Here is a 13723-nt window from a genome sequence, read left to right on the forward strand (position 1 = left end):
ATTTAGCTAACGCTAAGTGCGGGTCTTTTTTTGGGGTTGGATGTCTAGGCTCGAAAGCGTGAAGGGAGATGAATGGCCTGCGGTGTGTCGCAGGTTGGGTGGTAACGTCCCGAAAGTTTCGCAAATTGTAAAAAGCAGGAGGTGAGTCCCTAACTAAAAAGGGAATCGCCTCCTCGTTGAAAGTCGTATCAGACTGATTGGGCAAATAAAATAACCATGCCCGATACAAGCAAGAACAACGAGAAGACAGCAGCAGTAGTAAATAACTCAGCGGCAAGTGCCAAGTCTGAGATGATCCGAATCGATGCCAGTGAACTAAGGTAGTGTGCCGAATCTTTCGGGACGTTACCTTTGAAGACGGCTACATCACTGGACGCCGAGGGAGCTATATCCAGAGCTAATTTTCGGTTATGGTGAGGAGGAGTGTGCCATTGTGTGCAAAGTCTAGTGACTTTGGAGCATAGGACATCGCGTAGCCACGATGTTGGTGGAGACCGTGTGCTTGATGACTTTTGATTTGTGACAAAGGGCAAGATGCACCTTATCCTTATAGGGTGGAGGTGAGCTACAGAATTTAGTGGCTTAGGAGGATCACTCGGTTGGCGGTGTTATTGGATTAGGGTGGCTTGGCTGGTGGGGATCCAGCATTGGCGTTTGTCTTGGAGTTGGATGAGGTGCCAGTTGTTGCGGGTTTCTAAGAGGGTGAATTCTAGACCGTCTTTGAGTGAGCTATCGAAGGCACTAGCGTAGGCGTAGCTTGGGCCTTTTTTAGCGACGACTTTGTTGTTCGTGATGACACCTTGAGGTTTTTGTTGAGCAATTTTGACGGTGGTGGTAGCAAGAAAACTTAGGAGTATAATGCCGCTTAGGAGGGTGCATTTGGTAAGCCTTTTGTTGTCGCAGCGGATTTTGATCAAAAGGAATACTGCGAAGATGAGGCTTAGTAGGAGGGTGAGTGTTTTTAATCCTATGAGCGGGATTTTGTCCCACCAGGATTGGGTTAGAGGAATGCCGTTTGCTACAAGCGTGCGTGCAGCGCTGAGGTTTTGTTCAATGTTTTTATCGAGCGGATCGAGTTGTTGTGCATGACGATAGGCGACGATACTGCGACCGATTTCGCCGGCTTGGAACCATGCGTTGCCAGCATTGTACCATGAGGTGGTTGGTCGGGTGTTGTTTTTAGCTGACTCTTCGAATTGGAGAGCCGCTTGTGCGTAAAGTTGAGGCTTGTTTTTTTCTTGGGCGAGCTGGAAGTTTTGTTCTGCTTGTTGCCAGATAGAGGAGGCGTGGATAGTGTTTGCTGAAATTAATGAGCAGAAGAGGATGAGTGGGAGGAGCTTTGCGAGTCGTTTGGCTATGTTGTTGAGTTGCTTATAGTCGGGTGATGGTTTTTCTTGGGTGTAAATAGCTTGGTCGTGAAGTTGGTGTATGGTTGCTAGAGTCTCGAGGTCAGATTGGTCGGCTTTAAGCTTTTTGAGGGCTGTGTAGGTGTCGCTATAGGTCCATGCCTTTTTGTTAGATTGGAAATGAGCGGCAAGCCAAGCGAGTAAGAGTTCCCATTTTTGGGGGTTGGTCGCAGGTGTTTGGCGGAATTTTTTGTAGGCTGCGCGTTGGAGTTGGTAGTTTGGGTTGAGTGCTCGTTTACGCAGTTCTCTAAGGACTGGAACGAGCAAAGCGGTGACGGCTAAAACGACTAGGAGTATGAGCCAGAAGTACTTGTCGATGCATTGGAGAAGTGATTGGAAAACGTCGTTCATGGGCTGCTGTGGGTAGTTATACCAAATACCTTCGGTGTTGGAGAGGAGTGGTTGGGTTGCGTTGAGGCTTTTTAGGGAGATGGTGTTTTGATTTTTGTAGGGTTTGACTTCTAGGGGGATAGTAGGTGTGTTGACAGTTTCGTAGTGACCTGAGTCTGGATTGAAGAGTTTGAAGTGTAGGGGAGGGATGTGTTGGATGGTGGTACTGAGAATACGTATTCGCTGTTTAAAGCTGGTGGAACCATCGTGCCAGACTTTGCCGAAGTCGCCGGTAACGAGGAAACGTTCGTCAATGTCTGGCTGTTCGTTGAGTTTGGGTAACTCGAGGAAAGTGCTGGGCGTATCTGTTTTTAGATTGATTTCGATTTCTAGGAGTTGGCCAATTTGAATCGAGTTGCTCGGGTTGATGCTGGCTGTGAGTTCTGCAGGTGTATAAATGCCGCTGAAGTGCGGGCTGTGCTCGTTGTTAGGTAGTGGTAAGACTTCGATCTCGATCGCTTTTGAGGTGGTGAAGAGCCGCTGATAGAGTTGTTGGTCATCAGTGGGAATGAAGAGGCTGTTGTTAAAGTGAGCGACGTATTGGGCGAAGCTTGATTTTGGTTTCGCGAGTTTACTTATTTCGAGTTTAGTGGGAGGTAGCTCGAAGCGTCCTACTTGGTTAAAGCGGAGGTAGAGAGGTAAGGTGATCGTGCCAAGGGTTTTTGCATTCTTGCTATCTAGTTGGCGGGTGGCAATGGTTCGTCGTCCGCCAATGGGCAGCCCGACTTGTACGTTTTCGTCATCAGTGTTGCGTGGGATGGCAACTTCGATGTCTTTATTATCAAAAAGCTCGGGGTGGAGTCGGAGGTTTTGTAGGGCTGCAGCTTGGAGGGAGCTCTGCCAAGTGAGCTCGAAGCGGACTGGTTCGCCTACATAGACTTTCGTTTTTGTAGGAGTAATGGTTAGTGACATTTGGTCACTGCGGATGGGTTCTGAGGCAAGGAATTGAATGGGCTGGGTTTCGTATTTTTTCGTGTCTGAGCGAAAAGTGATCGATGGAAGCGTGGCTATACCTGCTTTTTTTACTTGGAATTGGATGATAGCGGCGGATGCGATGCCTTCTTTATCCTCGGTGTCGTAGGACTCGACGTTAACGATTCTGCAGGAGTCATTTTCTATCAGATCGAGAAAGGGTTGCTCGATGTAGGTATCGAAGTGGACTACGGCGCTCGCCAATCTATCGGGGAAGATGGAGCGCGTGGTGATCTCAGGCTTGACCTGCGTGGTTCGGAGCTGGATCTCAGGTTCTTCGCTGTACTCTTGTGCGAGGGAGACAAGAGGGAACCAGAGAATGCATATGACGAGAAGGTGCTTCATTTAGTAGTCTTTTTCAACTTGAGCCGCATTTTGGCTGGCACGTTTTTCTTGGCGGAACTGGAGGTTACTTTGTTCTTCTTGGAGGATATCTTCAGCAGAATAGTTAGGCTCGGGGAGAGATTGCATTTGAGAGGTGGATGAGAAGTCGCCTTGCATACTTTCGGAGCTCATCGAGCTCTCGGAGTCATCTTCGGAATATTCATAATCCTCTTCGCCTTCGTCGTCACCTTCTTCGCCGTCTTCATCAGAACTTTGTTGAGAATTACCACTGAGGAGTTCGATGATTTCGGTGAGTAGTTTTTCGGCGTTGGATTGTTGGCTAAGGGCAGCGGACCAGTTAGCTCGGTCAATGAGATGTTCTGATGCGTGCTGTTGGCTCGAGACGACTTGGCTCATGTATTTGAGCGGTTGAGTCATGAGGGAGTCTTGCTCTGATCCTGGGATTTCGAGCTTTTCGTGAATCGACAACATACTTGAGCGAGCGTTGGAGGAGCGCACGGTGAGAGAGCTTTGAGAGGTGCTGAACTCTTTTGAGAGAACAGTGACTTCTGGTGAGGTGTGTTGCTTGTGTTGGCGTTCACTGATTCTAACGGACTCTCGGATTTCTTGTTGAGCTGTTAAGATTTTATTAAGTTCTTCGAGTAGAGCTTGGATTTCTTTTTCGATGGCTTCTTCTGCTTCTTGTTGAGCTTTGAGTACTTTATCGAGTTCAGCAATCCATTGGGCGGTGCTGACGATGCGCTGGCCTGCGCGTTTGAAGCTTTGATCGTACCGCTTGGCTGTTAGGAATGCACGCTGTGCCTGCTGAGCATATGAATGTGCTGTTTCTGGAGAATTTTCGAAATGGCTTTGTGAGAGCTCGTGGTAACAAAGGCCGAGGTTGAAGGAGCTGGCCGCGATGACGGTGTGAGCGGCTTGTTGGTCGTTGAGTTGGGTGGGAAGTTCTTGGAGTTTTTCAGCGGCTTCTTCATAGTAGCCATCGCGCATGAGCGTGGTGGCTGAGCTGAATTCTTTTTGTGCGTATGTCTCAGCAGCATCGAGATCGAGAGGTGTGAGGAAGATGAAAAATACTACAGCGTTTCCGAGTTGTAGACCTTTTAGCCCCCAGCATTCAGAGAGCAGCAGGAGCAGGAGAGCTGGAGCTAGAAAATAGAGGGAGGCGTCTTGGTAGAGGGTGAAGCCTGTTTTGTCATCGCTAGCGACTTTTTTCTTATCTTGGGCGTAGTCGATGTAGAGCTGACCGAGGTTGAAGGGGGCGGTTGCGACTGGGAAGTATTCTGCTCTGTTCGATTGCTGGGCAAATGCAGTGAGTGAGGCATCGTCGAGCTTGGTGAAAATCGTTTGTCCATCGATTGTTAGGTCTTCGGCTTTCCCTTCTTTGTTAGTAATCGGGATGGGTGAGCCTTGGTTGGGATCTCCTATGCCGACGATGAGGGCGTTGGCTTGCTTTTCCTCAAGGATTCCAGCAACTTTTTCCATATGGGATCCGTGGTCGCCTCCATCGGTGAGGATGATCAGGTCTTGAACGTTTTCGCGATCTGCAAGGAAAACTTGGTCCGCTATTTTTTCCACAGCTGATTGGAGAGTGGTGCCTCCGAAGTCGACTGAGCGCGGGTGCGCTTGTTCTAACATGTGGGCGACAAAGTCGTGATCGTAGGTGAGCGGGCAGAGGATGGACGCGCTGCCAGCATAGGCGACGAGGCCAACGCGTTCGGAGTTGAGTGTTTCCAGAGCATCTTTGATTCCTTGCTTGGCGACTTCGAGCCGTGAGGGAATGACATCTTCTGCGAGCATACTGCGAGAAACATCGAGGGCGAAGACGACATCACGGCCAGTGTTAGAAACGGATTTGGTTTCGGGGCTATGGCCAGGTTTGGCAAGAGCACAAACAATGAGTAGGAGAGAGACTAGACGAAGAATGTCTCTGAGTTTACGGTGTGTGCTGTATGTGATTCCCAGAGCGTTGATCACTGAACGACGCTTCTCACGAGCTCGGTAGAGCAACCAACTCAGGGGAATGAGGAGGAGTGCCAGCAGTAATACAGTAGGCTGTTGGAAGGTGAATTCGTTCATGGGACGACGCGTAAGATTGTGGCTTCAAGGCTTAATGCGACGAGGAGCGAGGCTAGAGCGACACTGAGCGGGAGCCAGAAGCATTCCGATTGGATATCGTAGCTGCGAGTGGAGAATTCGGCGCGTTCTAGTTTATCGATTTCGGCATAGACTGAGAGCAGTGATTCGTAGTCGCTCGCTTTACGGAAAATGCCGCCGGTTTCCTTACTAATATGATCGAGAACTTGCTCTGCAGCAGTGAGGGTTTCTTGACCGGCAGCATTGGTTGGAGCGAAGTTTGAGTCGCCGAGGCTGATGGCGTAGATCTTGCAGTCCCATTCTTTTGCCAAGCCTGCGGCTTCTGTGGGGAGGTGTGCTCCGGAGTTGTTCTCACCATCGGTGAGGAGAATGATTACGCGGCTTTGGACGGAGTCGATGTCGGTGCGGAAGTCGCCATGTTTGAGTTCGTCGAGCTTTTTGAGTCGTGCCGCAGCGAGCGCCAGAGCATCGCCGTAGGCTGTGCCGTCTTCGTTTGGACGTTCTTGGATTTGGAGGTTTTTGACAATTTGCACAAGGGCGTCATGGCCAAATGTGAGTGGGCTTCTGGTATCGGCGTAGCGAGCGAATGTGATGAGGCCGATGAGGTCGTTAGGTCGACCTGTTAGGGTGTCGCCGTCCCCGGCAATGAAGTTGCTGACCATGGTTTTCGCGACTTCCATACGAGAGCTTTGTTCGCCGGCAAAATCTTGGACGTCCATATCCATGCTGCTTGAGACATCGATGAGCATTTGAATGGCGATGCCTTCGGAGATGTCGAGTGAATGTTGGGATGTCCATTGTGGTCGCGCTAGGGCAACGAGGATGCAGATAATAGCGAGGCGTCGCAGTGCAATAGGAATCCAGAGGTAACGCGCTTTGCCGGATTCTTTTTCTGGCCAGAGGCTGAGTGAAGGGACGGTGACGGAACTACGGTCTCGGCGTCGGCGGATGAGCCAGAGCGCGAGAGGGATGAGGGCGATCACCCATGGATAGAGTAAAGTCATGCGTCGTCTCCCTGGTTGAGTGCTTGAAGTAAATCGTTAGCAGTGAAGCTAGGTTGATAGAGTGCTTGTTCGATCAGTATTTTTTGGCGCTCGCTGAGGACCCTGCGGTTTAGCAATTGATAGCAGAGTTCTTCAGGGAGCGCGTTGTTCGCGAGTTGTGCTTTGAGTTGCTCGATTGTGGGAATTGGCGCGGCTTCGCTGATCGGAGATTGTTTTCGGGATTTACTTGCGACAATGATTCCAATGAGCAGAGCAGCTGGAATGAGTCCCCAGAGAATGTTTAAGGTGGCAGATGTTGTGGCTGCTGTCGGGAAGACCGCAGGGGTGAGATCAGTGTCGAGAGTAGGGTAAGTGCCGATTGTGAGGGTAAGCGGGGCGAGAGGAATAGGTTCGGAGTTCGCGGTGAAGGTGGCAGTGATGTCGTCGAGAGTAATAGAGTCAGGTGCTACTGTTTGGAATACCCAGTGGTTGGTTTGAGAGAAATGGTTGTTTTCGAGTGTGACGGGGCCGGTTTCGTGGGCGAGGAGTTGGAGGTTTTTGTGGGCTGGGATGCTGAGAGTGAACTCTTGGTAGCTCGGGGTGGAGGAAGTGGCAGTGAGTTCTACGATATCACCGGGAAGGCATTCGTTGGTAGAAAGCTTTAGGGTCACAGCTTCACCGGCATGCGCTAGTAGAGTTGTGATGAAGAGAGTGAGAGTATGGTAAAGAAAACTCTTCATTCTGTTAACCTCCAGTTTCATCTATTTCTATGCGTTGTCTGGCATGGAAAAATCCAGCGAGAGCTTCGACAGAATCTTCTCCAACAGTGTGGTCTAACAAGTTAACACCTGCTTCGAGCATTTCATGTTTAAGCTCAGAGGTATGTTTAGCGATGTCGCTTTTCTTATGGAGGTCGATGACTTTTTGTGTGTTAGACTCAGCATCTTCCATGCGGACGAGCCCGCTTAGTTTGGTTTCTGCGACTTCTGGATCGGAGAGGTGGATGGCATTGATGTCGTGACGGAAGGAGAGTGCTTGAAGCTCGTCAACGTATTCATCGGTTAGGAAGTCTGACACGACGAATGCGACGGAGTGCTTGCGAGCGATGTGGCCGAAGCGTGCGAGCATGGTGACGAAGTCGGTTCCTTTGCTTTCTGGTTCAAAATGCATGAGTGCATCCATGATGCGCATGGCGTGGCTTCTGCCTTTGCCGGGGGGGATCACGTGTTCGACTTGGTCGGTGAAAAGGATGAGCCCAACGCGGTCTTGGTTTTTGATAGCGACCATGGTGAGCAGCGAGCAGATTTCAACCATTGCTTCACGCTTACGGCCTTTTGAGTCGTGAAGCATGGATGCGGATAGGTCAACGAGTAGGTAGAAGAATTGCTCGCGTTCTTCGATGTAGCGTTTGATGTGTGGCTGGCCGGTGCGTGCGGTGACTTTCCAGTCCATGGTGCGGACATCGTCACCGGCTTGGTAGGCACGGACGTCTTCGAATTCGACGCCGCGACCTTTAAAGACGGATCGGTACTCACCAGCGAGCAAGTGCTCGACGGGTCTGCGGCACTTGAGTTCGAGGAGGTTGAGACGATGTTCGACTTCGCTGAGCACGGCTAAACGTTTATGGGGACTTGTTTGAGGATAGTTTCTAGCAGATCGTCAGAGGTCATAGCGGCAGCTTCAGCACGATAGCTAATAGCAATGCGGTGACGCAGAATGTCGTGGGCGACATCTTTGACATCTTGGGGAGTGGTGTAGTCGCGACTATTCATGAGTGCTTGGCCGCGTGCAGCGAGTGAGAGGTAGATTGAGGCTCGTGGAGAGGCTCCGAAACGAATGTATTGGGAAATATCTAAGTCGTAGTTCTCTGGATGGCGGGTGGCATCGACGAGTCGGAGGAGGTAGCGTTCGATTTTTTCATCGATTTGCACTTTCTCGAGTTCGGCACGCATTTGCATAAGTTCCTCGATAGTGATGATGGAATTGATTTCAAGTAATGGCTCAGCTCGAGCCATGCGCTGGACGACGAGTAGTTCTTCTTCGAAGGACGGGTACTCGACTTTTAGTTTGAACATGAAGCGGTCGACCTGGGCTTCAGGAAGCATGTAGGTGCCTTCTTGTTCGACGGGGTTTTGGGTAGCGAGAACGAGGAAGGGTTTGGGAAGTGGGAAGGTTTCTTTACCGAGAGTTACTTGCTTTTCAGCCATCGCTTCGAGTAGGGCCGATTGTACTTTTGCGGGAGCTCGGTTGATTTCATCGGCGAGGAGGAAATTGGTAAAAATGGGACCTTTCTCAGGGGTGAAGGTGTGATTACGTGGGTCGTAGACTAGCGTTCCAGTGAGATCGCCGGGTAGGAGATCGGGGGTGAACTGGACACGGCTGAAGTCTGCTTTGACTGCCTTGGCAAGAGTGTTGATAGTGAGTGTTTTTGCGACTCCTGGGACACCTTCGAGAAGGACGTGACCATTGCAAAGAAGTGCGAGTAAGAGTCGCTCAACGAGAGTTTCTTGGCCGACGACGACTTGGCCGACGCGTTCGCGGATGGTTTGAAGAGTATCAGAGACTGAGGACATATATCAGGTGCTTAGAAGGTGGGTAGATAGTATCGCAGTAGGGCCTGGGAATCTTACAGAGAAATGCTTAAAAGCTCAAAAGCGCGAGGTATTCGACATTGCCATCGGTGCCAGTAATGGGAGAGGTCGTATAGTCGAGCCATTGGTGGCCGAGTTCTTCGGTGACGAAGGTGCGGATTTTATCGACGGCTTTTTGGTGGAGCTCGGGGTCGCGGACGATGCCGCCTTTACCGATTTCGTCTCTCTCTAGTTCGAACTGCGGCTTGATGAGACAAATTATTTTTCCGTCTGGTTTGAGAGTGGAAAACATGGGCGGGAGGATTTTTGTGAGAGATATGAAGGAGACGTCGGTGACTGCGAGGTCGATGGGATCGTTGTTGATGTCTTTAGGGACCATGTGGCGGGCGTTGAACTTTTCTTTGACGATGACTCGTGGGTCATTGCGAAGTTTCCAGACGAGCTGGTTGGTGCCGACATCGACTGCATGAACTTTGACGGCTCCGCGCTGGAGTAAGCAATCAGTGAAGCCGCCAGTGGAGGCACCTACGTCGAGGCAAGTGAGTCCAGTGGGGTCGATATTGAAGTGATCTATGCCTTTTTCGATTTTAAGGCCACCGCGGGAGACGAACTTTGGCTTGGCCTTGAGCGTGATTTCGGCATCGACGGGGAGTTTAGTGGAAGGTTTTGCGACGACGGTGGTGCCATGCAGGACTTCTCCGGCGAGGATCAGGCGTTTGGCTTGTTCGCGAGAGTCGCAAAGTTTACGGGAGACGAGAAGAGCATCTGCACGGTCTTTCATATGAAAAGTGTGAAGTGAGAACTATGAAGTGTGAAGTGGTATAAATGAAAAAAGCACCTCGTTGTTAGGCGAGGCGCTTTGGAAAAGAGTAGACGGGACTCTGTTTTATTCAGCGAGCGATGGAACCGCTGTCGCAGGATCGGTGTCGGCCTCGTAGTCTACGCCATCGATACCGAAGCCGAAGAGTTTGAGGAACTCGTCTTGGTAGCCTTTGAAATCGGCAACGTCTGAGAAGTTTTCGTTAGAAACGGTGTTCCAGACTTCTTGGACGGCAGACTGGATGTCGTCGCGCATTTCCCAATCGTCGATACGGATGCGGCCGGCTTCATCGAGTTTAGGATCGCCAGAGTAGAGGCGGTCTGAGAAGAGACGTTCGATTTGCTCGATACAGCCTTCGTGGAGTCCTTCTTCCTTCATTTTCTTGTAGAGAATGGAGATGTAGAGAGGAACTACTGGGATGGCGGATGATGCTTGGGTGACGAGAGCCTTGTTGACGGATACGAATGCCTCACCGTCGAATTTTTCTTTGAGGTCTGCGTTGATTTTTGCGCAGGATTTTTCGAGGTCTTTTTTCGCCTGACCGATGGTTCCGTCAGTGTAGATTGGCCATGTGAGTTCAGGTCCGATGTAGGAATAGGCAACAGTTTTGACGCCTTGGTCGAGGACGTCAGCTTCGATGAGAGCATCCATCCACATTTCCCAATCTTCGCCACCCATGACTTTGATAGTGTGTTCGATTTCCTCGGGAGTAGCTGCCCCGATGGTGACTTCGTCGACTTCGCCTTTGTCGGTGTTGAGTGTTTTGTTGGTGTAATCGCCGCCTGTGGTTTTGAGGACGGATTTGTAGACTTCACCAGTGTTAGGGTCGGTGCGGCGTGGGGAAGCGAGTGAATAAACGACGAGGTCGATTTTGCCGCCCATTTCATTTTTGATGATGTTGATCGCTTGTGCCTTGAGTTCGTTAGAGAAGGCGTCGCCATTGAGGGACTTTGCGAAGAGACCTTCAGCAGTGGCTGCTTTTTCAAAAGCAGCGGAGTTGTACCAACCAGCAGATCCAGTGCGTTTTTCTGAGCCTGGCTTTTCGAAGAAGAGGCCTAATGTATTTGCTCCAGATTGGAATGCTGGAACGATGCGGGAAGCGAGGCCGTAACCAGTGGAGGAACCGATGACGAGTACGTTTTTCGGACCGTTTTCGATTTTTGGCTGAGACTTTACGTAGTCAATTTGCTCCTGCACGTGTGCTGCACAGCCATCAGGATGTGAGGTAGTGCAGATGAATCCGCGAATTTTTGGTTTTACGATCATGATGATAAAATAGAATTGGCGAGAATACTGAGATGCTCGCTCGAGTGATGAATGACGCTAGAGTGAGCGATGGTTGAGGTCAAGCAGGATGGCGCTTTGCTAGAGGGGCATTTCCTTGAAGGAACGGATGAAGTTTGAGAAATAGCGATGGCCGTCTTCGAGGTCTGAAATTTTAATCCATTCGTCTTTAGTGTGGGCTTGGTTGATTGATCCCGGGCCGAGGCAAATGGATGGGATTCCCGCGTTCGAAAGATGGGCCGCATCGGAGAACCACGGCGCTCCGACGAGTTTAGTTCCTGAGTTTGCTTTCAGTAATTGTTGAATAATAGGATCACTAGTAGGAGTCTCCATTGGAGGGTTCTCATGTGCGCTGAGGATTTCTAGAGGAAGTTGCTGCTCTTTGATGAAGTCTATAACGAGGGAATGAGCTCCACCTTCGGCGAAAAGTGAAGGAGTGGTGCGGATGTCGATTTCGGCTTCGGCGTGATCTGGAACGATATTAGGGCGTGTACCACCTTTGATAGTTCCGACATTGAAACTAGAATGACCGAGGACTGAGTGGGTAAAGGTCGCGAGTCGGTTAGTGAGTTTACGGTTCATGTGATCGAGCGAGCGGGCAAGAGTCATGATCGCATTTGAGCCGCGCTCAGGTTGTGAAGCGTGGGCTGCGGTGCCTTTGGCTGCGACGGTGAGCCAGAGTGAGCCTTTTGTGGTGTAGACGATGTCGAGTGAAGTGGGTTCTCCTGCGATACCGAAAATGTATTCTTCGGCGTGCCATTCAGCGAAGTGTTTGGAGCCATGTTGTGCTGATTCTTCAGCCATGAAGGCGACGAAGTCGATGGCGACTGGGAGTTTAGCTAGGAGGTCTTTATTTTCTATCAAGGCGGTGAGCATGGCAGCCATTGGGCCTTTAGTGTCGGAAGCTCCTCGGCCGAGGATGGTGTCATTTTTGATATCGCCGCAGAACGGATCGAAGTCCATGCCGCTGACTCCAACTGTGTCGGTGTGAGGCCCGAGAAAAATACGTGGACGGCTGTCAGGGCCTGGGCAACGAGCAATGACATTGGGGCGACCGGGGAGAACTTCTTCGAGGGTAACGGAGAAACCATGAGGGGTGAGGAAGTCACGGAGGAACTTAGCGATGGCTTGCTCGCCGACTTTATCGGTACCAGGGTCGTTGTCAGGGTTGACGCTGGGGATGCGGATGAGAGTTTGGAGAAGTTCGACAGTGGTCATGTTAGGAATAGCTATAACGGCTTTTTGAGGTGCAGCAAAGAGAAAGAAATTGGTAGCTTCAGCGCTTTTAGGTTTTCAAATACTGTTAGTGTGGCAGCTTTATTGAAAACTATGGCTCATTCAAAAGAATCCATGCTCCAAGAAGGAGATAAGAAAGGCTTTCCTTGGCTCCGCGCGTCGTTTTTTCTTCTTGTCTTATTTGCCGTCATTGTACCGTTTACTGCAGTTCCTGAGAGGTTGAAAGACTATGTGAAAGAGCTCATTCTAGCGAAAAAAGAAGCAGATCGACAGGAATATGTGGCACCTGAAGAGGCTCCTGTTGAAGAGATCGTGCATGTGGTGGTGGAAGAGAAGGAGGAAATTAAGCCGAGTAAGGAAAAAACTGCAGTTTCTGAGGTGGTTGAAGAGGATCCGATCATGGTTGAGAAGGCAATTGCCACGAAAGAACATTTTGTGGGGACAAAGGGAGACATGGTAAGGATGTCTAAGGGATTTTATTTTGATTACACTTTTGAGACGAGCAAAGGCGCGTTGGCGTCAAGTGAGCGCGAGGATAAGCAAAGTTATGTGGCGGAGTATAAGCTCAAAGTTCGGCTGCCTAAGGCTTCGCAGAGCTTGGAAGAGCTGAGCAAGGTGAATTCGAAACTTGGTGACGTGTTACCAGGTCTTAGTGGAATGTTAGATGAAGCGAAGGTGTCTGATTTTTACTACACGCTTTATGAAAATAAAGTGAAGCGGCTGGAACGTGAAGTGGTGCAATTGAATGAACTGTCAACTAAACATAATTTTTACGATTGTGAGACAATTTTGAATCTAACGCACAAACAAAGTGGGCGGAAGATGCTCTTACTGCAGGGCGACATGGATGTAGTTTCTGATGGGTCTGATGGTGACCGCTTGGCTGAAATGCCGGATAAGATTGTAAATTCGACCCACTATCAGCCATTCACGAGTTATGGTTGGAAGAAGCAAACGAAGACGCCGAATCCGATGGTCGCTGGTTGGAAGAAGCGAATTGGCAATGCTAAGCGTGAGATTGCGGATCCCCAAACTACGGCGGAGCGCAAGGCTTGGCTTAAAGCGCGGATGAAGATGCTTCAGCGTGGTATTGATGATATGGAAGCTAGGAGCTTTTTGATTGCTGAGTACGATCCGTTTATTGTGATGCCGGTGAATGTGATTACTAATCGGACGGATTCTCACGCGACACGGGTGGGAGATTACGCAGTGGTGATTGTGGACGATGTGATCTATCCGGCAATTGTTGGTGACGGTGGACCTACGTTTAAAGTAGGAGAAGCGTCGCTGCGGATGGCGAAGCAAATTAATGAGAAGGCGAGCCCTTATAGTCGCCCTGTGTCAGATCTAACTGTGACGTATTTGGTGTTTAGTAATTCGAGGGATTTGCCTGCGAGCCCACCGAATTATGAGAAATGGCGTGAGCGCTGTGCTGCACTGTTAGGTGAGATCGGAGGCTTGGGTGAAGGTTATAGCCTTTATGAATGGGAAGACTTGTTAGCTCCCCAGGAAGATGATTCTGAAGAAGTTGCGGGCAGCCAGAATGACGATGCCACGCCAGAAAAGACAGATGCTGGTAACACTACCGATGTTGAGAAGTAATAA

At 50.1% G+C, this 13723-nt stretch carries 10 protein-coding genes; 1 reads left to right on the forward strand and 9 read right to left on the reverse strand.

Going from position 1 to position 13723, the window contains the following annotated elements:
* Nucleotides 1-608 precede the first annotated feature (608 nt).
* The 9 genes from ACFPK9_RS12760 to ACFPK9_RS12800 form a co-directional block, all read right to left on the reverse strand.
* Entirely contained in the window at nt 609-3113 is a 2505-nt protein-coding gene (locus ACFPK9_RS12760) for a tetratricopeptide repeat protein (RefSeq protein ID WP_377095290.1), read from the reverse strand.
* Entirely contained in the window at nt 3114-5186 is a 2073-nt protein-coding gene (locus ACFPK9_RS12765; protein WP_377095291.1) for a VWA domain-containing protein, read from the reverse strand.
* Nucleotides 5183-6208, reverse strand: a complete 1026-nt coding sequence (locus tag ACFPK9_RS12770; RefSeq protein WP_377095292.1) for a vWA domain-containing protein — start codon at nt 6206-6208, stop codon at nt 5183-5185. Before ACFPK9_RS12770 ends, ACFPK9_RS12765 begins: the two co-directional genes overlap by 4 nt.
* Nucleotides 6205-6927 carry a hypothetical protein gene (locus tag ACFPK9_RS12775; protein WP_377095293.1) on the reverse strand — a complete coding sequence of 241 codons (723 nt, stop codon included), beginning with the start codon at nt 6925-6927 and terminating at the stop codon, nt 6205-6207. Before ACFPK9_RS12775 ends, ACFPK9_RS12770 begins: the two co-directional genes overlap by 4 nt.
* Nucleotides 6928-6931: 4 nt before the next feature.
* Nucleotides 6932-7798, reverse strand: a complete 867-nt coding sequence (locus ACFPK9_RS12780) for a DUF58 domain-containing protein (RefSeq protein ID WP_377095294.1) — start codon at nt 7796-7798, stop codon at nt 6932-6934.
* Between the two features lie 2 nt (nt 7799-7800).
* Nucleotides 7801-8760 carry an AAA family ATPase gene (locus ACFPK9_RS12785; RefSeq protein WP_377095295.1) on the reverse strand — a complete coding sequence of 320 codons (960 nt, stop codon included), beginning with the start codon at nt 8758-8760 and terminating at the stop codon, nt 7801-7803.
* Nucleotides 8761-8827: 67 nt separating this feature from the next.
* Nucleotides 8828-9559 carry a TlyA family RNA methyltransferase gene (locus ACFPK9_RS12790; RefSeq protein ID WP_377095296.1) on the reverse strand — a complete coding sequence of 244 codons (732 nt, stop codon included), beginning with the start codon at nt 9557-9559 and terminating at the stop codon, nt 8828-8830.
* 105 nt (nt 9560-9664) lie between these two features.
* Nucleotides 9665-10864: an enoyl-ACP reductase FabV gene (gene fabV / locus ACFPK9_RS12795; protein ID WP_377095297.1), complete on the reverse strand. Its 1200-nt coding sequence runs from the start codon at nt 10862-10864 to the stop codon at nt 9665-9667.
* A gap of 99 nt (nt 10865-10963) precedes the next feature.
* A complete protein-coding gene (locus tag ACFPK9_RS12800) occupies nt 10964-12100 on the reverse strand; it encodes a M20 family metallopeptidase (protein ID WP_377095298.1) in 1137 nt (378 codons plus the stop codon).
* A 111-nt stretch (nt 12101-12211) separates the two neighbouring features.
* On the opposite strand from ACFPK9_RS12800, the gene ACFPK9_RS12805 reads away from it, so the two are divergent.
* Nucleotides 12212-13720: a glycoside hydrolase family 75 protein gene (locus ACFPK9_RS12805; protein ID WP_377095299.1), complete on the forward strand. Its 1509-nt coding sequence runs from the start codon at nt 12212-12214 to the stop codon at nt 13718-13720.
* The last annotated feature ends 3 nt before the right edge of the window (nt 13721-13723 follow it).

The organism is Rubritalea spongiae (assembly GCF_042652385.1).
GTDB classification, from domain to species: domain Bacteria; phylum Verrucomicrobiota; class Verrucomicrobiia; order Verrucomicrobiales; family Akkermansiaceae; genus Rubritalea; species Rubritalea spongiae.